Genomic DNA, 25,955 nt, shown 5'->3' on the forward strand with positions numbered 1-25,955 from the left:
TTGAAGTTGTAGCCAACGAGCAAATCTCGTTGAACTGATCGACGCTCAGGGATTCGGGTGCCAGAGCAGCAACAAAGCTGCGACTTCAAGGAAGAAGGGTAACGACAGACTATGACGTACTTAGATAAGCATACCGGGGGCATAGAATGTCGATAGGGAAACGAAATCCGCAACGCACATTAGCGTTATACTGCGCTTTAATTTATAGCCTGATGCCAATATTTACCGCATCAGCCACGGCACCTGTGATGCCGCTAGACTCCTCCTCAGCCCTGCCGGCAAATGGTGCGACCATGTCGGTTGCACAAAGCCGTTCGCAACTATTGTCAGTGCTACCTAAAACGGTGACACCTTTCTATACTTCTGAACTGGCGTTGCTTTATGCCGCTAACCGTATGCAGCCTATGTGGCAAGATAGGGCTGCGGTGCAGCATTTTCAGCAGCAATTAGCCGAAGTGGCACTCTCTGGTATCCAGCCGCAATTTATGCAGTGGGTAAAATGGCTCAGTGATCCTGACATTACCGGTCAAGCCCGTGATGTTGTTTTATCAGATGCCATGTTGGGATATTTGCACTTTATCTCAGGTGTTGGTGCGAACGGCAGTGTCTGGTTATACAGCAATGTGCCCTACAAGATGGCGATGCCACCGGCGACAATTTTAAATCGTTGGCAACAAGCGGTGCGTGAAGGCACCACCGCACCCTATCTGGCATCGCTGGCTCCTCAGCATCCTCAATACGACAAAATGCATCAGGCATTGAAACTGATGCTGGCAGACCGACAACCCTGGCCACAGATGTCCAATGGCCCCAGCCTGCGCCCTGGCCAGTTAAGCGATGATATTCCCTCTCTGCGGAAGATTCTCGACAGAACCGGCATGCTACATCCTGTCGCATCACAACCAGCAAAAGCGCCAGAAGTAATTCCGGTGGATAACCCCTCGGTGGCCGTGGTCAATGATGACCTCTCGGTCGATGAAGAGAAGAGCCGTGCCTTGGCTCACAGTCTGGTGGTTAGCCCTTCAGCAGCACCCGTGGCAGACGCCTCTGTTGCTGGTGCTACCGGCGATGTTGCTGCACCGTCATCAGCACCGCTTACCGTGACCATAACCGACAATATTTACACGCCGGAGCTGGTGGAAGCCGTTAAACGTTTTCAACAGTGGCATGGGCTAAGTGATGATGGCGTTATTGGTGTCCGAACGCGTGAATGGCTGAATGTCTCACCACAAACGCGGGCAACATTATTGGCATTGAATATTCAGCGTTTACGTATTTTGCCGGGGCGAGTTGATAACGGCATTATGGTTAACATCCCAAACTATTCGCTTAATTATTATAAGAATGGTGCTGAGGTTCTCTCATCCCGGGTGATTGTTGGCCGTCCAAGCCGCAAGACACCACTGATGAGCAGTGCGTTAAATAATGTGGTTGTCAATCCACCGTGGAATGTACCAACGTCTTTGGTGCGCCAAGATATTGTGCCCAAAGCACGCTATGACGCCGGTTATTTCCAGCGCCATGGTTATACCGTACTGTCAGGCTGGAGTAATGAGGCTGAAGTCGTTGATCCATCAATGATCGATTGGAGCATGATTTCACCTAATAACTTCCCGTATCGCTTGCGTCAGGCACCAGGTGCCAGCAACTCATTAGGGCGCTTCAAATTCAATATGCCAAGCTCTGACGCTATCTATTTACATGACACGCCAAACCATGGCTTGTTCCAGAAAGATATCCGTGCACTTAGCTCCGGCTGTGTCCGCGTCAATAAAGCCTCGGATCTGGCAAATATGTTATTACAAGATGCAGGCTGGAATGATGCGCGGGTTTCCTCAACGTTAAAACAAGGCGATACCACGTACGTGAATATTCGCCAACGTGTCCCGGTGCAGTTGTATTACCTGACAGCATGGGTGGCGGATGACGGTAAGCCACAATTTAGAACAGATATTTACAATTATGATAAGACGGTGAGATCCGGTGCACAAATCTCACCTCAGGCTGAACTTTTACTGCAATAAATGCAGTAAAACTCAATAACTAATGGTCTTAATATCGGGTTGTCATAGGGGGCCCTAGATTGGGGTTCTCTATAACCGAACTTAAACGTACAGCGAGTGCGTGCCGAATGCGGGTTGACTGGTTTTCCGTAGGCGGTTATGGTTCGGGACGGCACATTTGGTTAGTGCTTTCTTTTGACATTCTTGCCGGGTATTAACAGAGATCATGGATAAAATTGATAATTATCGCCGTAAATGGCTAACGTTAGGCGGGGCAGCGTTGGGTATATCGCTGCTTCCAGGGCAGGCATTCGCCACCCTTTCGACTCCTCGCCCACGGATCTTGACCCTGAATAACCTCAATACAGGCGAGTCCATAAAAGCCGAATTTTTTGATGGTCGGGGCTATAACAAAGATGAACTTTCCCGCTTAAATCATCTCTTTCGCGATTACCGAGCCAATAAAGTAAAAAGTATTGATCCACGCCTGTTTGATCAGCTATACCGCCTGCAAGTGCTGCTTGGCACAACTAAACCGGTGCAGCTTATTTCCGGTTACCGCTCACTTGATACCAATAATGAACTGCGCGAACGCAGTCGCGGTGTGGCTAAGCACAGCTTCCATACGAAAGGGCAGGCAATGGATTTTCATATTGAAGGCATTCAATTGAGTAATATCCGCAAAGCAGCATTAAAAATGCGTGCGGGTGGTGTAGGATATTACCCTCGCAGTAACTTTGTGCATATTGATACCGGGCCGACAAGAAACTGGTAACAGGCATTTTATGCAAATGAATTAAATATATACCTAACAAGTTTCAAGGTGCAGGGCGGTGGCAAACAAGGGACGAATCGGTTGTGAACTGATTTGAACAGCATTTATGCCTGCCCGCAGGGGTGCCTCAAGGATGAAGCTCGTTAATCTCGATGAGCTGACCCGTCAGTGACTCAGGTAAACGAGGCCCACACGTAAGTAGGTTGAACGATAACGGGTATATTGCTGATTGCATTTGGGTGGAGTTTTATGAAATATCAAATTATTCCGGTGACGGCCTTTAGCCAGAACTGCACGTTAATCTGGTGTGAAGCCACAAAGCAGGCCGCATTGGTGGATCCCGGTGGTGACGCAGCTAAGATCATTGCTGAAGTTACACGTCAGGGGGTAACGGTCAGCCAGATTTTATTGACTCACGGCCATCTGGATCATGTGGGTGCTGCCACTGAGTTAGCCGCTCATTTTGATATCCCGATTTATGGCCCTGAAAAAGAAGATACTTTTTGGTTAGAGGGGTTACCAGCACAAAGCCGAATGTTTGGTTTGAGTGAGTGTGACGCTTTTACCCCAACCGGTTGGTTGGAAGAGGGTGACAAAATCACCGTAGGGGAAGTGGAGTTATCAGTATTGCACTGCCCCGGTCACACGCCAGGCCATATTGTTTTCATTGACCAATCAGGGCGTTTGGCACTGGTCGGTGATGTTATCTTTAACGGCGGTGTTGGGCGTAGTGATTTCCCACGCGGTGATCACCAACAACTGATTAATTCCATTCGGACTAAATTATTGCCTTTGGGCGATGATATAACATTTATTCCCGGCCATGGCCCAATGTCTACGCTAGGTCACGAACGGCAGACTAATCCTTTTATACGTGAAGAACCTGCTATTTGGTGATGTTGACATTATAAACAGCCATAACTTCAAAGAAGGCACCGTCTGGTGCCTTTTTACGTTATATTGAATACGTGATTCACATATTTTGTGAACTTATAGTTATTTATATATCAGTACTACGAACATAATGATGATGACAGTTGGCGCTATATTATCTTTGCGAGTTGATAAAGCCTGACTAACAAACAGTAGTAACGTTTATTGACTCGGCACCGTTTGTGCTGCCGTTTTGAGTTCGTAATATTACGAGCGCCTTTCAATGGAAGCCACTATGCCATTTCGTCGTTTCAGACTGAGTAAATTCCTGTCCCGGCTAACATTTTCTTGCATGGTATTACTCTTATTTCTGTTGTTGGGTGCGGCTGTGATTTATGCGCAAACCAAAGTAAATATGTATCAGGATGCTGAAGCTAAGTTATTACAGGGCAGGGAGCGATTCGAACAAGTGCTTAATAACTTGCAGCATGCGGCGCTTCAGGTAGAAACTGGATTAGGCAAGCCTTGCATACAAGTTGTTCAGAACCTGCGTGATCAAGTTGTCACGATACCGGATGTGCGTTCAGTCTCTTTAGCTAAGGGGACTACCATTTATTGTTCCTCGATCTATGGCCCGCTTTCCACGCCGTTTGACTTAGATGTTTTTGTTGATGGGCAACTGGAGCTAATGCAAGGTAATGATGTCACTCCAGATCGTGCTTTGATGGTGTATCGCCTCGCTCGTGGGAGTTACAGCATACTCGTTGCTGTTGATGGTTATTATCTGCGCAGTATTCTTAACTTATTGAGTGGTGATATAGCGTTGAGTCTGAGGGTGGGAGATAAATGGATGGATGCTGCGGGTATCGTACATTCAGGCCTACCTCCTCAAGGGAGTGAACCTCTATACCTGGCCTCAGACAAATTTGCATATTCATTAAGTACCACACTTTCTAACCAGCAATATTTGGCCTATGCCTGGCAATATAATCAAGGTAGCCTGATATTTTTCATCTTAACGAGCATTGGTGCTGCGGTGCTGGTTTTCTGGTTATCGGGTAAGGCAGTATCACCTACGCAGATTTTAAGACAAGCGCTAGAAAACAACGAGTTTGTTGCTTATATGCAGCCGATAGTATCAGGCAAAGAGCAATGCTGGATTGGCTGTGAAGTCCTAATGCGTTGGCAGCATCCTGTTAATGGTTTAATTCAACCCAACAAATTCATTCCGATGGCTGAGGACAGCGAATTTATTGTGCCGATGACTCGCGCTATCATGCGGCAAGTTAGTGCCACTTTTGCACCTTACGTAAATCAGTTACCGGAAGGTTTTCACTTTGGTTTTAATATCAGTGCCAATCATTGTCGTGATCTGAGTCTGGTCGATGATTGCCGCTCTTTTATTCAGGCATTTGGTGGTAATAAAATCAATATCACATTGGAATTAACCGAACGGAAGTTAATCGTTGCCGATGAGATTACTGATAGATTATTTGCAGAACTGCACGCGTTAGGCGTGTTTATCGCTATCGACGACTTTGGTACCGGGCATTCAAGCCTGACTTATTTGCAGAACTTTAAAGTGGATTTTCTGAAAATTGACCAAAGTTTTGTTGGCATGATTGGTTCCGATGCATTGTCGAGTCACATTGTCGGGAATGTTATCGATCTGGCTACCCGATTGGGGCTACAGACCATTGCTGAGGGCGTGGAAAACGAGACTCAAGTGCGCTATTTACAGGCCCATAATGTCGACTATCTGCAAGGTTATATGTATGGGCGACCAATGCCGATGAGCGAATTTGCCAAATATATGTTCCATTAAGGCTAATTACCGCGGGCATTTGAAACAAGGCAAACGTGACTTGCTGCTAAAAAGACAGAACCCCACAAAAGTGGGGTTCTTCAGTAAACTTAAGGGTACTACGCCAGGTCACCGATACTGAATCACAATACAGCTACGATAGCTTCACACAGTGGGGCCATGTTATCCGGTGTCATACCTGCAACGTTCACCCGGCCAGAGTTGACGGCATAAACAGCAAACTCATTGCGCAGGCGCAGGACTTGTTCTTTGGTCAGGCCGCTGAACGAAAACATCCCATTCTGGTTAATGATAAAGCTGAAATCTTGCTTCGCGCCTTTTTCCTGCAACGTATTGACAAACAACTGACGCATACGATGGATGCGCTGACGCATATCGGTCAGTTCTTGTTCCCAAATGGCGCGCAATGCGGCGTTGCTTAGGATGGTCGCAACCACTGAGGCACCGTGGGCTGGTGGGTTGGAATAGTTAGCACGGATAACGGCTTTAACCTGGCTGAAGGCGATATCGGCCACGTCACTGCTAGCGGCAACAATGGTGCAAGCTCCGACGCGCTCATTATACAAACCAAAGTTTTTCGAGTAAGAGCTACAAACGATCAGTTCCTGATGTTTGGCGGCGAAAATACGCAGGCCCTGAGCATCTTCTTCCAGACCTTTGGCAAAACCTTGATAAGCGAAGTCAAACAGTGGCAGCCAGCCTTTAGCGACTGACAGCTCAGCTAATTGGCTCCACTGGGCTTCAGTTGGGTCGATACCGGTAGGGTTATGGCAGCAGCCATGGAACAGTACTACGTCGCCTGCTTGGGCTGCTGAGAGGCTTTTTAATAGCCCATCGAAGTCCAGCGCATGGTTCGCAGCATCATAATAGGCATACTCAACTACTTCAAGCCCGGCAGCTGCGAAGATATTTTTATGGTTTGGCCAGCTAGGATTACTCACCCAGACACGTTTGGCATTAGTCTGATGGGCGATAAAATCAGCAGCAATACGTAACCCACCAGTACCACCTGGGGTTTGAGCGGTACGTGCGCGTTTGTCAGCGATAATCGCGCTATCTGCACCAAACAACAGCTCTTGGGTGCAACTGGCGAAAACCGGCAGGCCATCAATCCCCAGATAGTTTTTAGTAACTTCGTTTTCCAGCAAATACTGCTCAGCTTTCTTCACGCTGGTCAGCACCGGCGTTTTACCGGTTTCGTCTTTGTAGACACCAATCCCAAGGTTAATTTTATGAGGGCGGTCATCCGCGCGGAAAATATCGGTCAGGCCCAAAATCGGGTCAGCAGGTGCAGCAGTGATTTTTTCAAACATGTCAGAGGCTTCCATGGCTTAGCGTTAAGCAAACAGAACCATCAGGGTAGCGCCAGTTGCGGCCTTTGCCAACCGTTTGCGATAAAAAGAAATGAATGTTGTGAGACGAGGGAGTTCAGGGTGAAAAATCGGCAAAATAGCGCATTCGGCAGCGTAATATCCCTTTATTAGCTAAGGATAAAAACAAAAAGACAGAGCCGAAGCCCTGTCTTTTTTTCAACTTATGTCAGCAGATAAACTGCGTGATTAAGTTTAACTTAGAACTGGTATACCAAGCCAAGACCAACAACGTCATCAGTGTTCAGGCCATTTGCACGGGTGAATTTATCTTCATCCAGCAAGTTGATTTTGTAATCAACATAAGCGGTCATGTTTTTGTTGAACGCGTAGTATGAACCTACAGAAACATATTTCACCAGGTCATGATCTTCGCCGTTAGCATTAGTACCAGCGCCGTTCAGGTCCTTACCTTTAGACTGGACGTAGCCCAGGGACGGACGCAGGCCGAAATCGAATTGATACTGAGCAGTAACTTCGATGTCTTGTGCTTTGTTAGCAATAGTGTTTGAAACATCACCGTATGGAGTGGTGTTCAGTGCTTCAGCATACATTACAGCCAAGTATACGTTGTTAGCGTCGTATTTAGCACCAACGTTCCAAGTCTGCGCGACGTTGCCTTGAGCGCTAGAGATGGTTTTCTGAGCATCAGTACGGTTAGAAGAAGAGTAACCAGCACCGAAGTGGATACCATTACCTAAATCATAAGTGGTAGAAACACCAACACCGTCGCCATTCTGGTCTTTCAGGTTAGCTGTACCAGTTTGGGTTGCTGGGTCGTAATTGCTACGACCATCTTCATTTTTGCCTTGATATTGCAGGGCAAAGTTCAGGCCATCAACCAGACCGAAGAAGTTGGTGTTACGGTAAGTTGCCAGACCAGTAGAACGGCCAGTCATGAAGTTATCGGAGTTAGACAGAGAGTCGCCACCGAACACTGGCAGCATGTCGGTCCATGCGTTAACGTCGTAGATTACGCCGTAGTTACGGCCGTAGTCCAATGAACCGAACTGATCAAACTTCAGACCAGCGAAGCCCAGACGAGTTTTGTTACCTTTGTCGCCTTGAGATTCAGCGTGGTTCGCTTGAACGTTATATTCCCACTGGCCGTAACCGGTCAGTTGGCTAGTAATTTGGGTTTCACCTTTGAAGCCGAAACGAACATAAGTTTCGTCGCCGTTTTGGCCAGCGTTGTCAGAGAACTGGTGACGCGCATCAACTTTACCGTACAGATCAAGTTTGTTGCCGTCTTTGTTGTAAATTTCTGCTGCATTAGCTGCGCCAGCTACTAACAATGCTGGGATTACTACTGCAAGAATATTGCGCTTCATCATTATTATTACCCTCATTGGTGTTATTCGGACACCTGCCACTGCCGCCAATAATTTTTTTGGAACTATTGTTGAGAGTTTGGTGTCGTCTGTGTCTGAACGCAGTGTTCCATTCACAGACCTTATAATCCACACCGAAAATGCTACCAATTGCCTGAATGTGTTTCATTGAGATACTATGTGTTACAAGATGTAAATTTTAGGGAACTTTGTGACTTAGATCGAACTTTAAAAAATGACAAAAGCCAGCAGAGCTGGCTTTTATTTATACAAATAGACAATTTTTTTAGATGACGAATTTAGAAACTGGCATTTCTCGGTGTGCGAGGGAACGGGATAACATCCCGAACGTTTTGAACCCCAGTCACATAGGAGATCAAACGCTCAAATCCAAGGCCAAAACCTGAATGTGGTACAGTGCCGTAGCGACGCAGATCACGATACCACCAATAATCTTCTTTATTGAGGCCCATCTCTGCCAACCGCGCGTCCAACACATCTAAACGCTCTTCACGTTGGGAACCACCGATGATTTCACCAATACCGGGTGCCAGTACATCCATCGCTGCAACGGTTTTGCCGTCTTCGTTCATTCGCATATAGAAAGCTTTAATGTCTTTCGGGTAATTTTTAACTACCACGGGCGCCTTAAAGTGTTTCTCAGCCAAATAACGCTCATGTTCAGAAGACAAATCTATGCCCCATGACACGTCATTTTCAAATTTCTGGCCCGATGCCAGTAAGATCTCGATAGCATCGGTGTAGTCAACCTGAGCAAAATCAGAAGTGACAAAACGCTGCAAGCGATCTACGGCATCTTTATCAACCCGCTCAGCAAAGAACTTCATGTCATCAGCACGTTCATTGAGCACCGCCTGAAAAACGTACTTCAGCATTTTCTCGGCTAACGCGGCGACATCATCTAAAGAAGCAAACGCGACTTCAGGTTCAACCATCCAGAACTCTGCCAAATGGCGGCTAGTATTGGAGTTCTCTGCTCGGAAAGTGGGGCCGAAAGTGTAAACTTTTGACAATGCACTGGCGTAGGTTTCCCCATTTAGCTGACCGGACACAGTCAAGAATGCTTCTTTACCGAAGAAATCCTCGCTGAAATCAACAGCACCGGTATCTGTACGTGGCAAGTTCTCCAGATCCAGCGTTGATACACGGAACATTTCACCGGCACCTTCAGTATCTGAAGCAGTGATCAGTGGGGTAGAAACCCAGAAGTAGCCGTTTTCATCGAAGAAACGGTGAATGGCCTGTGCCAAGGTGTGGCGAACACGGGCAACCGCACCAATCAGGTTAGTGCGTGGGCGCAAGTGGGCCACTTCGCGCAAGTATTCTATGCTGTGACGTTTTGCCGCCATCGGATAGGTATCTGGGTCATCAACCCAGCCGACCACTTTGATTGCGGTTGCCTGAATTTCAAAGCTCTGGCCTTCACCTGGTGATGCTACCACCGTACCGGTAACTTCGACTGAGCAACCGGTAGTCAGATGCAGCACTTCATCCTGATAATTAGGCAAAGTATTATTCACGACGGCCTGTAACGGGTCAAAGCAGGAACCGTCATAAACGGCAACGAAGGAGATACCCGCTTTAGAATCTCTCCGGGTACGCACCCAACCGCGTACGGTGACTTCACTGTCAACCGCAGCACGGCCTTGCAGTACGTCGACTACAGGCACTACGCTCATAGATTTCTCTCTTTAATAGTTTTGATATAGAAATAGTTAACAACCCAAGCGAATGGGGATATTGCTATGTTACTTGCGGCAGTGCAGGACACAAGTAGAAATCACCAGATCAGTGCAACATTTCTGTCGTTATCCTTAATAAAGGCGGCACAAATCAGGGTTGGGTTTAATTGGGGGAGTGGTGCGAGGGTAAACGGCTAAGTAAAGCGGGTCGTCAGGCTGTATTAATGCCCTGACGAACCCTCATTACTTTGGTCTTTACTAATGAGTCTTCACTAACTGGCCTTTTTAACTAACGGCAGGGCGAATGCTTCGCGTAACTCATCAACAAAAGCCGGGTCATGGCAAATGGTTTTACCTGGGCTATCTGAGAGTTTTGCAACCGGCTTGTTATTGCATTCAACCAGCTTAATAACAATATTAAGCGGTTTAACGCCGGGAATATCGCAGGTTAAACGGGTACCGATACCGAACACCAATTTAATTCGTTGATAGAAATGGCGATAGAGTGACAACGCTTTTTCCAGATCTAAATTATCTGAAAACACCAATGTTTTACTCATTGGGTCAATACCCAGTTTTTCATAATGGGCAATAGCTTTTTCACCCCATTCAACTGGGTCACCTGAGTCATGGCGCAATCCTTGATAGCGATTGGCGAATGTCTGATCAAAATCGCGCAAAAAAGCATCCATGGTAATACAGTCAGTCAATGCGATGCCAAGTTGATTCGGGTACTCATCTAACCAGACTTGTAGCGCCACGCGCTGACTATTGGCCAGTATCGGGCTTATCTGCTGATGAGCCTGGAACCATTCGTGGGCTTGAGTGCCTACCGGCGCTAATGCCAGTTTCCGTGCTAAATCGTAGTTGCTGGTACCGACAATGTAGGGGAACTCATCTTTTAAGCTGCTGACAATAGCATGCTGTATATCGCGTGAAAAACGACGACGGGTGCCAAAATCCATTAATTTGAAATGGCTAATATCGATGTCCGCGCTGAGTGTCTTAAACTGCTTAAGTTTGCTGCGCAGTTGCTTGATGGCCTCGGCCGTTGTGACATGAACAGAACGGCGACGATGAACGATTTCACTGATCACTGCCAGCAAAGGGACTTCCCATAAAATCGTTTCACACCACAAACCGGCAATCCGAATATCTAATTTACCGTCATTATTGGATACGGTGACCTGCTCAGGGTTAAAACGAAAACCCCGTAGCCAATTGAGATAATCATCCTGGAAGAAGGGTAACCCCGAGAGGTAGATAAACTCGTCATCGGTTAACGCCAATTGTTTCATTAACGCTATTTGATGACGGATTTCATCGGCATATTCGCCCAGCAACTCATCACCACGGCAGCGGAATTCAGCGGCAACGGTAATATGGCGATAGCGATGGAACACAGCTTGCTGCATATGAAGCTTATAAGCATCCGTATCAAGCAGTGAAGTCAAAATCGGTGAGGCGTCTCGGGTCATGGCGCTATACAGCATCCTCGTAGGATTACTTTCCACAGTCGGTGTAATCTAAAGTTGCAGGAGTATACCGGTATTATCCTGTTATTGAAGCTTCATCACACCATAAATTCTAACCAGAGGTCTAGGATTAAACGTGCCATCAGCGATGAAAAGGGTGCTTTGTGAAACGATTAATCCAATTAAGGCTAGTTTTTTAGCTATTTAGATAATACAGGGGAAATTGTATTAAAATATATAGGGTTATTGATCTGAATAGAATATCGGCAATAGCAGTGCACATATTCTAAATAGCATTGAGTATCCAACGCGTTTTTCTCCTGGCTAACATCAACCAAATTTTTTGGTTTCAGGCTGAATGTAATAAATTGTGGTCTTGCGAGACGGCTCGAAAAAAGATCATTCAATGCTTTATTTGCCGTATTAGTAGCGGCTCTTGCCTAGGTTTTTTTTACAATTGTGATACATTGAAAACCTATCTGAGTCTGGGGCTAACTGGCTGGTAACATTGTCCTGATAGCAGTCATTCCAGCCCTTAACGACTATTAATACAGACCTGATAATCATATTCACTGATGACGTCAAAAGGGTTCCTATGACACAACAGCCGCAAGCTAAATACCGTCACGATTATAAATCGCCGGACTACACCATTACCGATATTGATTTGGACTTCGCACTGGATGCGCAAAAAACGACGGTAACGGCGGTCAGTAAAGTAAAACGCCAGGTAGCGGATGTGACGCCGTTGATGCTAAATGGTGAGGATCTCACGCTAATCAGTATCAGTGTTGATGGGCAAGAATGGCCTCATTATCATCTACAGGATAACGCGCTGGTTATTGAGCAATTACCCGCACATTTCACACTGACAATCGTCAATGATATTCATCCTGCGACCAACAGTGCGCTTGAGGGACTGTATCTTTCCGGTGACGCATTGTGCACCCAGTGTGAAGCCGAAGGTTTCCGCCATATTACTTATTATCTAGACCGTCCTGATGTCTTGGCTCGTTTTACGACTCGCATCGTGGCGGACAAGTCTCGTTATCCTTATTTATTGTCTAATGGCAATCCTGTGGGGCAGGGCACACTGGAAGATGGCCGTCATTGGGTAAAATGGCAAGACCCATTCCCTAAGCCTTGCTATCTGTTTGCACTGGTTGCCGGTGATTTTGATGTCTTGCGCGATAAATTCATTACCCGCTCCGGGCGAGAAGTTGCATTAGAGCTTTTTGTTGACCGGGGTAATTTAGACCGCGCAGATTGGGCAATGACGTCGCTGAAAAATTCCATGAAATGGGATGAGACCCGTTTTGGCCTGGAATACGATCTCGACATCTATATGATTGTCGCGGTTGATTTCTTCAATATGGGCGCGATGGAAAATAAAGGCCTGAATGTATTTAACTCAAAATATGTTCTGGCAAAAGCTGAAACAGCAACAGATAAAGATTATCTGAATATTGAAGCGGTTATCGGACACGAATATTTCCATAACTGGACAGGTAATCGAGTCACGTGCCGTGATTGGTTCCAGTTAAGCCTGAAAGAAGGCTTGACGGTATTCCGTGATCAAGAGTTCAGCTCTGATTTAGGTTCACGTTCAGTTAATCGAATCGAGAATGTGCGTGTAATGCGTGCCGCACAGTTTGCCGAAGATGCCAGCCCAATGGCCCATGCGATTCGGCCAGACAAAGTTATTGAGATGAACAACTTTTACACACTTACCGTGTATGAGAAGGGTTCTGAAGTTATCCGTATGATGCATACCCTGCTGGGTGAACAACAATTTCAGGCCGGTATGCAACTCTATTTTGAACGCCATGATGGCAGTGCAGCAACGTGCGACGATTTTGTACAGGCAATGGAAGATGCATCGAATGTCGATCTCTCTTTGTTCCGCCGCTGGTATAGCCAATCGGGTACCCCTATTCTGACCGTCCGTGATGACTATGATGCTGAAAAGCAGCAATACCATCTGCACATTAGCCAGAAAACCGCACCTACCGCTGACCAGCCTGAAAAACTGCCATTGCATATTCCATTGGATATTGAGCTATATGACAGTAAAGGTAATGTGATTGCACTACAGAAAAATGGCTTGCCAGTTCATCATATCCTGAATGTGACAGAGTCTGAGCAGACATTTACCTTTGATAATGTTGAACATCCGCCAATCCCCTCTTTGCTGCGTGAATTCTCTGCACCGGTCAAATTGGATTATACCTACAGCGATCAGCAACTCACGTTCCTGATGCAGCATGCACGTAATGAATTCTCTCGTTGGGATGCGGCACAGAGTTTGTTGGCAACCTATATCAAACTGAATGTCGCCAAGTACCAGCAGAAACAGCCACTGAGTTTGCCGACTCACGTTGCAGATGCTTTCCGAGCAGTATTGCTTGATGAACATCTTGATCCGGCTCTGGCAGCACAGATCTTGACCTTACCGTCAGAAAATGAAATAGCAGAGTTGTTTACGACTATTGATCCGCTAGCGATCAGTGCGGTTCATGAGGCTATTACACGTTGCTTGGCTCAGTCATTGTCTGATGAATTGTTAGCTGTATATGTTGCGAATATGACTCCTGTGTACCGTATTGAACACAGTGATATTGCCAAGCGTGCATTGCGTAATACCTGCCTGAACTATCTGGCTTTTGCTGATGAAGAGTTTGCTAATAAGCTGGTCTCGTCACAATACCACCAGGCGGATAATATGACTGATTCGCTGGCTGCACTGGCGGCGGCAGTAGCCGCACAGTTACCTTGCCGTGATGAGTTGCTTGCTGCCTTCGATGTACGTTGGAATCATGATGGTTTGGTTATGGATAAATGGTTTGCACTGCAAGCGACCAGCCCGGCGGCTGATGTTCTGACACAGGTGCGGGCTTTGCTTAAGCATCCGGCGTTTAGCTTGAGCAATCCTAATCGGACTCGTTCGTTGGTTGGTAGTTTTGCTTCAGGTAATCCGGCAGCATTCCATGCCAGCGATGGTAGCGGTTATCAATTCCTGGTGGAAATTCTCAGTGACTTGAATACTCGTAATCCGCAGGTTGCGGCACGCTTAATCGAGCCGTTGATTCGCTTGAAACGTTATGATGCGGGCCGTCAGGCTTTGATGCGTCAGGCGCTGGAGCAACTGAAAACGCTAGATAATCTGTCCGGTGATTTATACGAGAAGATAACAAAAGCACTGGCGGCATAGCGGCTCAATCAGCTAATAACGCTGCTGTTTGCTTATGTTAGTTTCATACCACAGAGGGCAGTGATGCCCTCTTTTTATCGTCCTTGGCCTATAATGTCCTTAACCTACAACACCCTTAATCTACAATTAGTTAACACCTTGCTATCAACATAGTTAAACAAAGAGATTCTTTGCGTGGCTTTACTGAGCAATCGTTTACTTTCCTGATAGATAAATTTACCATTCCCGCGTCTATCCATAGGTTGCAAGCCGGTCAGGAGATCACATGTACTACCCACTCGTCAAAAAAGCACTATTTCAGCTTGATCCAGAACGTGCCCATGAATTCACCTTCCGCCAGTTAAAGCGTGTTACCGGTACACCGCTCGAATTCCTAGTGCGCCAGTCGGTACCAACCAAACCGGTGAGTTGCATGGGCCTGTCATTTAAAAATCCATTAGGTTTGGCGGCGGGTCTGGATAAAGACGGTGAGTGTATTGATGCTCTGGGCGCAATGGGGTTTGGTTTTATCGAAGTGGGTACGGTGACCCCCCGGCCACAGTCAGGTAACGATAAGCCAAGATTGTTTAGGATCGTTGAGGCTGAAGGTTTGATCAACCGGATGGGATTTAATAATCACGGGGTTGATAACTTAATTGAAAATGTCAAAAAATCACATTTTGGCGGTATCTTAGGTATTAATATCGGTAAAAATAAAGACACTCCGGTAGAGCAAGGTAAAGAAGATTACTTGATTTGTATGGATAAAATTTATCCTTATGCCGGATATATTGCGATTAATATCTCCTCACCCAATACTCCGGGGTTACGATCTTTGCAGTATGGCGAAGCATTAGATGACTTGTTAGCGGCAATTAAAAATAAACAAACTGAATTGCATCAGCGTCATCATAAATATGTTCCTGTGGCAGTGAAGATCGCGCCGGATCTTACCGAGGAAGAATTGATCCAAATAGCCGATAGTTTGGTTCGCCATAATATAGATGGTGTTATTGCCACTAATACAACGCTAGATCGTTCCCTCATTCAGGGATTAAATTATTGCGAACAAGCCGGTGGTTTAAGTGGTAGACCATTACAATTGCGCAGCACGGAAGTCATTCGTCGCTTATCCCAAGAGCTGCAAGGGCGTCTGCCAATTATTGGTGTAGGTGGAATTGATTCGGTTACTGCCGCTCGGGAAAAAATGGCAGCGGGTGCTTCACTGATTCAAATTTATTCTGGGTTTATCTTCCGTGGGCCTGGTTTGATTAAGAATATCATCACTCATATCTAATTATTTAACTTCATTACTGGCCGGGGGGTTTATTTCTTCCTCCGGCTCGTCTATATTTTACTCCGGTAGATTAAATATACAGCGAAAGCCCTATACCCTAAATAATTCGAGTTGCAGGTAGGTGGTAATCGAATAACAAATTGGTCGTGAACCGATTTGAAAGCGGCTTACACTGATCTCGTAAAGGCGAGCTCCATGGATGGGCTGAGTAACTAGAGTCGCTAACGCGCATGCTGCTTGAAGTATGTTGCGTATATATGAAATTAGTCCCAGTTGATGGGCAAAGAACTCAGTTATTGAGTCAATGATGTTAGCAGCATGACGGGAAGGAAAAATATGCGAATTAAACCAGATGATAAATGGCGTTGGTATTTTGATACCGAACACGACCGACTGATGTTGGATTTAGCTAATGGTATGATATTTCGTTCGCGTTTCCCGTCTAAAATGTTAACTCCAGATGCTTTCGATGAATCCGCATTTTGTGTAGACGATGCCGCGCTTTATTTTGAATTTGAAGATCAGTGCCGCCAAATTAAACTAAGCCATGAACAGCGTTCTGAATTGGTGTTAAATGCATTGGTCGCATTTCGTTTTCTAAAACCGTTAATGCCCAAAAGTTGGCATTTTGTACAGCATTCTAAAGCACTGATGCCAAAAAACGGTGAGTTGGCGTTAGTGAAAGTATTGGATAGCGGAGAGGATGTGCGTTTGTTAGTGGTTGAGTCTGGCGACTCGGCCAGTTTGTGTTTATTAGCACAATCGCAAGTCTTATTAGCTGGGCGGCAGATGGTATTAGGCGATGCCATTAAGATAATGAATGACCGTTTGTTACCACTTATCATCGCAGAGGTTTATACCGCCCCAGCTTTCGACAGAGCGGTATAATTCCCTTTCATACCGCAGTAAGGTTGTTAGCTGCGTGCAGAGAGTAAGATTATCGGGATTATCTTATTTACCGCTGAGGGTAATATCCCCTTTGGGAATACAGCTACAACAAAGAATAGTTCCGTCGTTGCCAATGGCACTCTGTTTTAAAGGTGCAACGTCACCATTGACTAACGTAATTCTGCAACTGCCGCATATCCCAGCCCTACACGAATAAGGGATGCGGATATTCTGCTGTTCCAATTGTTCCAACAACACCTGTTGATTATTGCCATTAAAGCGAATGCCGTTATATTCAATCGATACCGCTTTGGATTGATCGAGTGGTGCCGCCAGACTTTCAACGATGGCCCCTGCGCCGTATGGACGTGGTGGTTTCGTTGACAGGATTTCTACTTCATCACCTATTCGAATGATACCGCTGTTCCTGGCCACCATATTCTGGCCAAAATCGATATCGCCATTCTCCGCCGTTCGGAATGTCTGTAGTGTGCGTAATGGCTCACCGGCAGGGTGTTTCCGCCCGCGCTCAACGCTGACAGTGGTTAATACACAACGGCTGCATGGCTTAACTAAATCAAAGGTGATATCTCCAACGCGAATAACCTGCCAACTGTCTTCGGCAAACGCACTGGCGCCCGTCACGACTAAATTCGGGCGAAACTGTTCTAATTTAATACTGCCGGGGCAACGCTGCTGAAGTTCTTTAAATGATGCTTCGTTAATGAGCAGATAAGGGAAGCCATCAGCAAAGGACAGTGGAATCTCTGGCATCGGCTTCACCCGGCGGGTTAATTGCGCGCCAAGCCAGCGTAATTGCACTTCACGCTGAAAATAACCACTAAGCCAGTTGTTGATGGTTTCGGGGGCAATTAGCGCCGTAAAATGATTCCCCCATACTTCTGTTGGTTCAGCATTGGCTAAAAAATCATTAAAGCGGATACTGGCACTCTCGCCATCGGGCGCAGTGAGATATAAACCGTCGGGCATTAATGCCGGGGTGAACAGCACCATCTTCGGATTTTGGCGCGCAGTAATAAAAGTGCCATCCGGTTCGGTAATCATAAATACGCGGTCAAAGGCCAACCCACTGCTGCTAACTTGAGCATGAGAAAGCTGCAAGCCGCGCATGGATTTCACCGGATGAACGTAGAGTCGGGAGAGGGTAATCACCATTGCCTCCGTGCGAGTATTAAATAAGAAGGAGCAACTTTATGACAAGCTGCTGGGATTAGCTATAATGCGCAACAATTTTCTTTTTGGTGATAGTGCGATATGAACTCTCTGTTTGCCAGCACGGCGCGTGGACTGGAAGAACTGTTAAAAAGCGAACTCGAAGCGCTGGGCGCTCACGACTGTAAAATAGTGCAGGGTGGGGTACATTTTCAGGGTGACGATCGACTCATGTACCAAAGCCTGCTGTGGAGCCGCCTGGCTTCGCGCATCTTGTTACCGCTTAACGAATTTAAAGTTTACAGCGATTTAGACTTGTACCTCGGGGTGCAGGCGATCGACTGGCCGTCAATCTTTGGTGTGGATAAAACCTTTGCCGTGCACTTTAGCGGCGTGAATGATGAAATCCGCAACAGCCAGTACGGTGCATTGAAAGTAAAAGATGCCATTGTTGATAGCTTTACCCGCAAGTTGGATCAGCGCCCAACGGTTGCCAAGCAGCAGCCGGATATTCGGGTGAATGTTTTCCTGCAACGAGATATGGCCAGTGTGGCATTGGATCTCAGTGGTGAAGGGCTGCATCAGCGTGGTTACCGTGATCTGACCGGTCAGGCTCCCCTGAAAGAAAACCTGGCAGCGGCAATTATCCAGCGCTCAGGCTGGCAGTCAGGTACACCGATGGTCGATCCGATGTGTGGTTCCGGTACATTGCTGATTGAAGCGGCGATGATGGCCTCTGATCGCGCTCCAGGTTTGCATCGCACTCATTGGGGCTTTACCGCCTGGAGTGCCTTCAACGAAGTGCTATGGCGTGAATTGACCAGCGAGGCGCAAGTGCGTGCCCGCAATGGTTTGCAGGAAACCACCTCCCGCTTCTTTGGGTCAGATATCGACAGACGAGTTATCGAAATGGCGCGAGCCAATGCTCGCCGTGCTGGTGTATCGGAGTTGATTACCTTCAATGCCCATGATGTCAGTAAGTTAGTCAACCCATTGCCAGAAGGGCCGGTAGGCACAGTTATCAGTAACCCACCTTACGGTGAGCGCTTGGAAAGTGAACCGGCATTGATTGCATTGCATAATATGCTGGGCCGTATCATGAAATCAGCGTTTGGTGGCTGGCGTTTATCGCTGTTCAGTGCGTCGCCGGAATTGCTGAGTTGTCTGCAACTGCGGGCAGAACGTGAATTTAAAGCGAAAAATGGCCCGCTGGATTGCGTGCAGAAAAACTATCAGTTGGCGGCGAATCCACAGGGTGCGGCGGGTGTTCAGGTGGCAGAAGATTATGCCAACCGCCTGCGTAAAAACGTGAAAAAGCTGGATAAATGGGCCAAACAGCAGGGTATCGAATGCTACCGTCTGTATGATGCCGATTTGCCTGATTATAATGTGGCCGTTGACCGTTACGGCAGTAAAGTGGTGGTGCAGGAATATGCGCCGCCGAAAACGATTGATGCGCAAAAGGCCCGTCAGCGCTTATTTGATGTGATTAACGCCACCCTTGCGGTACTGGAGCTCCCATCAAATCAATTGGTATTAAAAACCCGTGAGCGTCAGAAGGGCAAAAACCAATACGAAAAGCTGGCACAGAAAGGTGAATTCCTGCTGGTAAGTGAATATAACGCCAAGCTATGGGTTAACCTAACTGATTACCTCGATACCGGTCTGTTCCTTGATCATCGCATTGCCCGCCAAATGCTGGGCAAAATGAGCCAGGGTAAAGACTTCCTTAACTTGTTTGCCTATACCGGTACCGCCAGTGTTCATGCCGGATTAGGTGGCGCGCGCAGTACCACGACGGTTGATATGTCGCGTACCTATCTGGAATGGGCTGAGAAGAACCTGCGAGTGAATGGCTTAACCGGCCAACAACACCGCTTGATTCAGGCTGATTGCCTTTCATGGCTCAGTAACACCGATGAGCAGTTCGATGTGATCTTTATTGATCCGCCGACTTTCTCCAACTCCAAGCGTATGGAGACCACCTTTGATGTTCAGCGCGATCACTTAGTGCTGATGAAAGAACTTAAACGGTTATTGCGCCGTAAGGGAACAATCATGTTCTCGAACAATAAGCGCGGTTTCCAGATGGATTTGGACGGGATAAAGGCGTTAGGGCTGGAAGCGAAAGAGATAACAGCTCAGACACAATCAGAAGACTTTGCCCGTAATCGTCAAATCCACAACTGTTGGCTGGTCACCCACGGCCACGAGGAAAAGTAGAAACTATGTCGTTAATTAGCATGTCCGGTGCCTGGTTGTCCTTCAGCGATGCACCTTTATTGGATAATACTGAATTGCATATTGAGGCAAACGAGCGCGTTTGTCTGGTGGGCCGTAATGGCGCAGGTAAATCCACCTTATTGAAAATTTTGAGCAAAGAAGTCGCACTGGATGATGGCCGCATCATTTATGAGCAAGATTTGATTGTGGCGCGTCTGCAACAAGACCCACCACGCAATGTGGCCGGTACCGTATTTGATTTTGTGGCGGAAGGGGTGCAGGAACAGGCCGAACATTTAAAAGCCTACCACGCAACCTTGCATCAGGTTGAGTTAGACCCAAGTGAGAAGAACCTCAACCGTCTGGCGGCATTGCAGGAGATCCTAGACCATCAGGGCTTGTGGCAGTTAGATAGCCGCATTCAGGAAGTGCTGGTTCAGCTTGGTTTGTCTGCTGATGCCGAACTTTCATCACTGTCAGGTGGTTGGTTGCGTAAAGCGGCATTAGGCCGTGCGCTGGTAAGTTCGCCGAAAGTGCTGCTGCTGGATGAACCGACCAACCATTTGGATATCGAAACCATTAATTGGCTGGAAGGCTTCCTGAAAGAATTCCAGGGCAGCATTGTATTTATCTCCCATGACCGTTCCTTTATCCGCGCGATGGCGACCCGTATTGTCGACCTTGATCGTGGCAAATTAGTGTCATGGCCGGGTAATTACGAACTGTATCTTGCCAGCAAAGAAGAAGCACTGCGGGTTGAAGAACTGCAAAACGCTGAGTTTGACCGCAAATTGGCACAAGAAGAAGTGTGGATCCGCCAAGGCATCAAAGCGCGTCGCACCCGCAATGAGGGCCGTGTGCGCGCCCTGAAAGCGCTGCGCATGGAGCGTTCAGAACGCCGTGAAGTAATGGGCACAGCCAAGATGCAAGTCGAAGAGACCGTGCGTTCAGGCAAAATTGTCTTTGATCTGGAGAATGTTAACTATCAGATTGATGGCAAAGTGTTAGTGAAAGATTTTACCGCACAAGTACAGCGTGGCGATAAAATCGCGCTGGTGGGCCCGAATGGTTGCGGTAAAACGACATTACTGAAACTGATGCTCGGTCAGCTTAAAGCGGACAGCGGCAAAGTGCATTGTGGTACCAAGTTGGAAGTGGCTTATTTTGACCAGCATCGCGCAGAACTTGATCCCGAACGTACGGTAATGGATAACCTGGCAGAAGGTAAGCAAGAAGTGATGGTAAATGGCCGTTCGCGCCACGTACTGGGCTACCTGCAAGACTTCCTGTTCCACCCTAAACGTGCGATGACACCGGTGAAAGCGTTGTCCGGTGGTGAGCGTAACCGCCTGTTATTGGCTAAATTATTCCTGAAACCTAGCAACTTGTTGATCCTCGATGAACCGACCAACGACTTAGATGTGGAAACACTGGAGTTGCTGGAAGAGATGGTTGATAGCTATCAGGGCACAGTGCTGCTGGTAAGCCATGACCGCCAATTTGTTGATAACTCAGTGACTGAATGCTGGATCTTTGAAGGTAATGGCCAGATCAATAGCTTTGTTGGCGGCTATTATGACGCGCATCAACAACGCGCTGAGGCAAAGCCTATTCGTCAGGTGGCGGCTAAAGTTGAAGAAACCAAAGCTGCAGCACCGGTTAAGAGTAATGCTCCAGCCGCTAAGCGCCCAGGTAAGTTGAGCTATAACTTGCAGCGCGAGTTGGATCAGTTACCGCAACAGCTAGAAAAACTGGAAAATGAAATCGGTGGATTACAGGCTCAGGTCAGTCATGCAGATTTCTTCTCCCGCCCACATGAAGAGACACAACAGGTCTTGAAAGCATTAGCTGACGCTGAACAGGCGTTAGACGTTGCGTTCAGTCGTTGGGAAGAGCTGGAAGCTCAGAAAAACGGTTAAAAATGCGTAACCACCGTTCTGTCAGATGACATGCAAGACGATATTATGTCTATTGTTATAGTATGTCTTTTGATAGAACGGCATTCAACAAGACCCAATAGATTTCAACGTGCGGGAAGGTCGCTTGCAGTGGCCTCAACGAGGCGAGATCCATGGATGGTGGAGTAACAGAACAGCCAACCATCTGCATGTTGAAAGATGAAGGGATATACAGGCCAGCCGCAAGGACATAGATATTGTATTCTGTTATTGAGCCTAAACACGGCGGGCAGTCAGGGAATGTCATCCTGTGCCGGCAGTGCGACATGTCAGTGGCCTTACCCTCCCTGCCTTATGGCACCAAAGCGGTATGCCCGCGTTGCAAAACCACACTGACTGCTCGGTGGGATGAACCACGTAAACGCCCAGTAGGATACGCACTGAGCGCATTATTTATGCTGGTGCTGGCTAATATGTTCCCGTTCGTCAACATGCGTGTGGCCGGGATCACCAGCGAAATTACCCTGTTTCAAATACCTCAAGTGATGGTGTCAGATAACTATACCAGTATGGCAACGTTATTTATGGTGCTGGTTCAGTTGATACCCGCATTCTGTATGGTAGCCATTATTCTGCTCTGTCTACGGGTGCGGATGCCTGCTCACTTGAAAGCGGTAATAGCGAGAGTATTATTCCAATTTAAAAGCTGGTGCATGGTTGAGATTTTCCTCGCCGGTGTGCTGGTGAGTTTTGTCAAACTGATGGCGTATGGCGAAATCGGCATTGGCAGTAGTTTTATTCCCTATTGCCTATTTTGTCTGTTACAAGTCCGTGCTTTCCAATGTGTCGATCGTCATTGGATGTGGCAGGATATTGCCCCAGCCCCCGAACTGAAGTTCCCGTTGATTACGGGCCGTACTGGTTTGAGTCAGGGGTTGCGGTCCTGTTCTTGTTGTACCGCAATTTTGCCGCAATCCCAGGTGCAATGCCCGCGCTGCCATACTCATGGCTACGTTCGCCGCCGTAATAGCTTGCAGTGGACGATGGCGCTGCTGATTACCTCGATTCTGCTCTATATTCCAGCTAATCTGATGCCGATTATGATTACCGAAAGTCTGGGGAATCAAATGGGTTCGACCATTATGTCCGGGGTTATTTTCTTGTGGAGCGAAGGTTCCTACCCCGTGGCTATGGTGATTTTTATCGCCAGTATCATGGTGCCATCGTTAAAAATGTTAGCGATTGGCTGGCTGTGTTGGGATGCAAAAGGGAAAGGAAAAGGAAAAGGGAATACCGATACTGAACGGATGCATTTTATTTATGAAATCGTCGAGTTTGTTGGCCGTTGGTCAATGATCGATGTCTTTGTTATCGCGGTGCTCTCATCATTAGTCCGTATTGGGCAACTGATGAGTATTTACCCGGCGATTGGTGCACTGCTATTTGCCATGGTAGTGGTTCTGACAATGTTTTCTGCATTAACCTTTGATCCCCGTTTAACCTGGGATCGAATAAGTGAATCAACCAAAAAGGAGCCGCAAGGTGACGGACAATAATCCCAGCCAGAATGTGGCGGAAATTGAAAAAATCAAGCGCTGGTCCCCGGTGTGGATCATCCCGATTGTCACGGTACTGATTGGCGCATGGATTTTATTTTATCATTTCAGCCATCAGGGGCCACAAGTGGTGTTGACCACACTGAATGCTGAAGGCATTGATGCGGGTAAAACTAAAATCAAGAGCCGCAGTGTGGATGTCGGTATCGTTGAACAGGTCACGCTGAGCGAGGATCTGAAACATGTTATCGTGCAAGCGCGGCTCAATTCAGGCATGAGCACCCTGTTACATGGCGATACGGTTTTCTGGGTAGTGAAACCGCAGATTGGCCGTGAAGGTGTGTCTGGCCTGGGAACGCTACTTTCCGGTGCTTATATTGAGCTGCAACCCGGTAGCAAAGGTAAGTCATTAAATGAATTCACCTTATTGGATTCCCCGCCGCTGGCCTCACCTGATGCCAAAGGGGTGCGGATAATGCTGGATAGCGAACAGGCTGGGCAGTTGAATGCAGGGGATCCGGTATTGTTCCGTGGCTATCGCGTCGGGTCGGTAGAAACCAGTACCTTTGATGCCAAATCACGCTTAATGCGTTATCAGTTATTTATTGGTGCGCCTTATGACAGTCTGGTCACCAGCAATGTTCGTTTCTGGAAGGACAGTGGTGTTGCAGTCGATCTCTCATCACAAGGAATGCGAGTTGAGATGGCATCGCTGGCAACCTTATTCAGTGGTGGCGTCAGTTTCGATGTGCCTGATGGTTCTGATCTGGGCAAGCCAATCACAGCAGCTAAAGCTGAATTCAAACTGTTTGATAATCGCAGCAGCATTCAAAATTCTCTGTTCACGGAACATGAAGATTTCTTGTTGTTCTTCTCTGATTCTGTGCGTGGTTTGCAGTCTGGTGCACCGGTAGAGTTCCGTGGCATTCGTGTGGGTACTGTGGCAGATGTACCGTTCTTCACTGAAGGCATGAGGCAGCGGGTAGATAATGATTTCCGTATACCTGTACTTATTCGCATTGAACCAGGCCGTTTCCGCGATGATTTAGGCCCGGATACCAATTTTGCGCAAATATTGAAAACAGCGAAAGAGCGCGGGCTACGTGCATCGATGAAGTCAGGTAATTTGCTGACAGGCGCGCTGTTTGTTGATCTGGATTTCTACCCAGATGCCAAACCGTGGAAAGGGCCGCTAGAAGTGGCGGGCTATCCATTGCTGCCAACCGTCAGCGGTGGTTTAGCGCAAATTCAGCAGAAACTGATGCAAACGCTGGATAAGATTAATAGTCTGCCACTGGATCCAATGGTGAACGAAGTCACGAAGACACTGGCTGAAAGTCAGAAAACGATGCGTGAAACTCAGAAAACCTTGGCTGCATTGACGGCAATTACCTCCAGCCCTGCGATGCAGGATCTACCAAAAGATCTGCAAAAAACGCTGAATGAGTTGAATCGCAGCATGAAAGGCTTCCAGCCAGGTTCACCGGCTTACAACAAGATGGTGGGTGATATGCAACGGTTAGATCAGGTCTTGCGTGAATTACAGCCGGTATTGCGTACGCTAAACGAGAAGAGCAACGCACTGGTATTTGAAGCGGCAGGAAGTCAGGATCCCCAGCCTAAGAAGGCCAAAAAATGATGAAATGGATGGCAGTTCTCGCAGCGTTGTTGCTCAGCGCTTGCAGTAGCGAACCCGGCAAAACCTACTATCAGTTACCGGCTCTTAGCGCTCCTGCTACGGCCAGTAGTAGTGTTGCCTCAAAACAGCTATGGATTGAACATGTTGGTGTCGCTGATTATCTGGCTGCGACAGGGGTGGTGTATCAAACCAACGATGTGCAGTATGTCATTGCCAGTAACAACCTTTGGGCCAGTCCGTTGGATCAACAGTTGCAGCAAACCTTGGTAACCAATCTGAGTAATGCGCTGCCGGGTTGGCTGGTCTCTTCACAACCACTGGATAGCGATCAGGACGTCCTCAATGTGACTGTAACCGGCTTCCATGGCCGCTATGATGGTCGTGCCATCATTCGTGGTGTGTGGATACTGAAACATCAGGGGCAGTTGATTAAGCAGCCATTCGATCTCGAGCTTAAACAGAGTGAAGACGGTTACGATGCGTTGATCCGTACCTTGGCGCAGGGTTGGCAGCAAGAGGCCACAGCTATTGCTGCTCAGTTACAAAACGTTAAGTAATATTTTGTTCTAATTTAATCTAATATCAGTTAAACCCTCTTTCGTTGCTAATGAAAAATTACAGCGAAAGAGGGTTTTTTGTTTAATATCAACAAATTGTCTTCAGTTGCCCCCAAATCAACCACTTAGCAAATTCAGCGTGCATAGCTCACAAATATGACATTGGCGTGAATTTTGCG

Annotated in this window: 17 protein-coding genes; 12 read left to right on the top strand and 5 right to left on the bottom strand. The window is 47.2% G+C overall.

Going from position 1 to position 25,955, the window contains the following annotated elements:
- Positions 1-146: 146 nt before the first annotated feature.
- The 4 genes from ldtD (at position 147) to A6J67_RS11995 (ending at position 5,476) form a co-directional block, all read left to right on the top strand.
- The gene (ldtD, locus tag A6J67_RS11980) at positions 147-2,024 is read left to right on the top strand and encodes a L,D-transpeptidase (RefSeq protein ID WP_050297094.1); all 1,878 of its coding nucleotides are present in this window, start codon (positions 147-149) and stop codon (positions 2,022-2,024) included.
- A gap of 205 nt (positions 2,025-2,229) precedes the next feature.
- Positions 2,230-2,778: a YcbK family protein gene (locus tag A6J67_RS11985; RefSeq protein WP_005184643.1), complete on the top strand. Its 549-nt coding sequence runs from the start codon at positions 2,230-2,232 to the stop codon at positions 2,776-2,778.
- A gap of 249 nt (positions 2,779-3,027) precedes the next feature.
- Positions 3,028-3,675, top strand: coding sequence for an MBL fold metallo-hydrolase (locus A6J67_RS11990; RefSeq protein WP_080608176.1), 648 nt, complete (start codon positions 3,028-3,030; stop codon positions 3,673-3,675).
- Positions 3,676-3,946: 271 nt separating this feature from the next.
- Complete coding sequence (locus A6J67_RS11995) at positions 3,947-5,476, top strand: EAL domain-containing protein (protein ID WP_050074563.1); 1,530 nt, start codon at positions 3,947-3,949, stop codon at positions 5,474-5,476.
- 122 nt (positions 5,477-5,598) lie between these two features.
- Here the strand turns inward: A6J67_RS11995 and A6J67_RS12000 are convergent, their stop codons facing one another.
- The 4 genes from A6J67_RS12000 to pncB all read right to left on the bottom strand — a co-directional run bounded on the left by A6J67_RS12000 (position 5,599) and on the right by pncB (position 11,358).
- Positions 5,599-6,789, bottom strand: a complete 1,191-nt coding sequence (locus A6J67_RS12000) for an amino acid aminotransferase (RefSeq protein WP_032906157.1) — start codon at positions 6,787-6,789, stop codon at positions 5,599-5,601.
- Positions 6,790-7,046: 257 nt separating this feature from the next.
- Positions 7,047-8,177, bottom strand: coding sequence for a porin OmpF (gene ompF, locus A6J67_RS12005; RefSeq protein WP_172668571.1), 1,131 nt, complete (start codon positions 8,175-8,177; stop codon positions 7,047-7,049).
- 299 nt (positions 8,178-8,476) lie between these two features.
- Positions 8,477-9,877, bottom strand: coding sequence for an asparagine--tRNA ligase (gene asnS / locus A6J67_RS12010; protein WP_005184633.1), 1,401 nt, complete (start codon positions 9,875-9,877; stop codon positions 8,477-8,479).
- A gap of 275 nt (positions 9,878-10,152) precedes the next feature.
- Complete coding sequence (pncB, locus tag A6J67_RS12015; protein WP_042570000.1) at positions 10,153-11,358, bottom strand: nicotinate phosphoribosyltransferase; 1,206 nt, start codon at positions 11,356-11,358, stop codon at positions 10,153-10,155.
- Positions 11,359-11,950: 592 nt separating this feature from the next.
- Between pncB and pepN the strand changes: the two genes are divergently transcribed.
- From pepN to A6J67_RS12040, 3 genes are all read left to right on the top strand, one after another.
- A complete protein-coding gene (gene pepN / locus A6J67_RS12025) occupies positions 11,951-14,566 on the top strand; it encodes an aminopeptidase N (RefSeq protein ID WP_050297098.1) in 2,616 nt (871 codons plus the stop codon).
- Positions 14,567-14,831: 265 nt separating this feature from the next.
- Positions 14,832-15,842 carry a quinone-dependent dihydroorotate dehydrogenase gene (pyrD, locus tag A6J67_RS12030; RefSeq protein ID WP_005184626.1) on the top strand — a complete coding sequence of 337 codons (1,011 nt, stop codon included), beginning with the start codon at positions 14,832-14,834 and terminating at the stop codon, positions 15,840-15,842.
- A 336-nt stretch (positions 15,843-16,178) separates the two neighbouring features.
- Positions 16,179-16,730: a cell division protein ZapC gene (locus A6J67_RS12040; RefSeq protein ID WP_005184625.1), complete on the top strand. Its 552-nt coding sequence runs from the start codon at positions 16,179-16,181 to the stop codon at positions 16,728-16,730.
- A gap of 63 nt (positions 16,731-16,793) precedes the next feature.
- Here the strand turns inward: A6J67_RS12040 and A6J67_RS12045 are convergent, their stop codons facing one another.
- Positions 16,794-17,906: a YcbX family protein gene (locus tag A6J67_RS12045; RefSeq protein WP_072088731.1), complete on the bottom strand. Its 1,113-nt coding sequence runs from the start codon at positions 17,904-17,906 to the stop codon at positions 16,794-16,796.
- Positions 17,907-18,005: 99 nt separating this feature from the next.
- Between A6J67_RS12045 and rlmKL the strand changes: the two genes are divergently transcribed.
- The 5 genes from rlmKL (at position 18,006) to pqiC (ending at position 25,776) form a co-directional block, all read left to right on the top strand.
- A complete protein-coding gene (rlmKL, locus tag A6J67_RS12050) occupies positions 18,006-20,126 on the top strand; it encodes a bifunctional 23S rRNA (guanine(2069)-N(7))-methyltransferase RlmK/23S rRNA (guanine(2445)-N(2))-methyltransferase RlmL (RefSeq protein ID WP_032906155.1) in 2,121 nt (706 codons plus the stop codon).
- 5 nt (positions 20,127-20,131) lie between these two features.
- On the top strand, positions 20,132-22,045 hold the full coding sequence (locus tag A6J67_RS12055; RefSeq protein ID WP_032906154.1) for an ABC transporter ATP-binding protein: 1,914 nt from the start codon (positions 20,132-20,134) through the stop codon (positions 22,043-22,045).
- 236 nt (positions 22,046-22,281) lie between these two features.
- A complete protein-coding gene (gene pqiA, locus A6J67_RS12060; RefSeq protein WP_080608177.1) occupies positions 22,282-23,580 on the top strand; it encodes a membrane integrity-associated transporter subunit PqiA in 1,299 nt (432 codons plus the stop codon).
- Entirely contained in the window at positions 23,567-25,219 is a 1,653-nt protein-coding gene (gene pqiB, locus A6J67_RS12065; RefSeq protein WP_042568215.1) for an intermembrane transport protein PqiB, read from the top strand. Before pqiA ends, pqiB begins: the two co-directional genes overlap by 14 nt.
- Positions 25,216-25,776, top strand: a complete 561-nt coding sequence (gene pqiC / locus A6J67_RS12070) for a membrane integrity-associated transporter subunit PqiC (RefSeq protein ID WP_032906150.1) — start codon at positions 25,216-25,218, stop codon at positions 25,774-25,776. The genes pqiB and pqiC overlap by 4 nt, the downstream gene beginning before the upstream one ends.
- The last annotated feature ends 179 nt before the right edge of the window (positions 25,777-25,955 follow it).

Source organism: Yersinia sp. FDAARGOS_228, from assembly GCF_002073315.2.
GTDB classification, from domain to species: Bacteria; Pseudomonadota; Gammaproteobacteria; order Enterobacterales; family Enterobacteriaceae; genus Yersinia; species Yersinia intermedia.

Coding starts and splice junctions, on each gene's coding strand:
- A6J67_RS12040 (WP_005184625.1), top strand. CDS start 16,179: ATGCGAATTAAACCAGATGATAAATGGCGTTGGTATTTTGATACCGAA.
- pepN (WP_050297098.1), top strand. CDS start 11,951: ATGACACAACAGCCGCAAGCTAAATACCGTCACGATTATAAATCGCCG.
- A6J67_RS12000 (WP_032906157.1), bottom strand. CDS start 6,789: ATGTTTGAAAAAATCACTGCTGCACCTGCTGACCCGATTTTGGGCCTG.
- pqiC (WP_032906150.1), top strand. CDS start 25,216: ATGATGAAATGGATGGCAGTTCTCGCAGCGTTGTTGCTCAGCGCTTGC.
- ldtD (WP_050297094.1), top strand. CDS start 147: ATGTCGATAGGGAAACGAAATCCGCAACGCACATTAGCGTTATACTGC.
- pncB (WP_042570000.1), bottom strand. CDS start 11,358: ATGACCCGAGACGCCTCACCGATTTTGACTTCACTGCTTGATACGGAT.
- pyrD (WP_005184626.1), top strand. CDS start 14,832: ATGTACTACCCACTCGTCAAAAAAGCACTATTTCAGCTTGATCCAGAA.
- A6J67_RS11995 (WP_050074563.1), top strand. CDS start 3,947: ATGCCATTTCGTCGTTTCAGACTGAGTAAATTCCTGTCCCGGCTAACA.
- ompF (WP_172668571.1), bottom strand. CDS start 8,177: ATGAAGCGCAATATTCTTGCAGTAGTAATCCCAGCATTGTTAGTAGCT.
- asnS (WP_005184633.1), bottom strand. CDS start 9,877: ATGAGCGTAGTGCCTGTAGTCGACGTACTGCAAGGCCGTGCTGCGGTT.
- rlmKL (WP_032906155.1), top strand. CDS start 18,006: ATGAACTCTCTGTTTGCCAGCACGGCGCGTGGACTGGAAGAACTGTTA.
- A6J67_RS11985 (WP_005184643.1), top strand. CDS start 2,230: ATGGATAAAATTGATAATTATCGCCGTAAATGGCTAACGTTAGGCGGG.
- A6J67_RS12045 (WP_072088731.1), bottom strand. CDS start 17,906: ATGGTGATTACCCTCTCCCGACTCTACGTTCATCCGGTGAAATCCATG.
- A6J67_RS12055 (WP_032906154.1), top strand. CDS start 20,132: ATGTCGTTAATTAGCATGTCCGGTGCCTGGTTGTCCTTCAGCGATGCA.
- A6J67_RS11990 (WP_080608176.1), top strand. CDS start 3,028: ATGAAATATCAAATTATTCCGGTGACGGCCTTTAGCCAGAACTGCACG.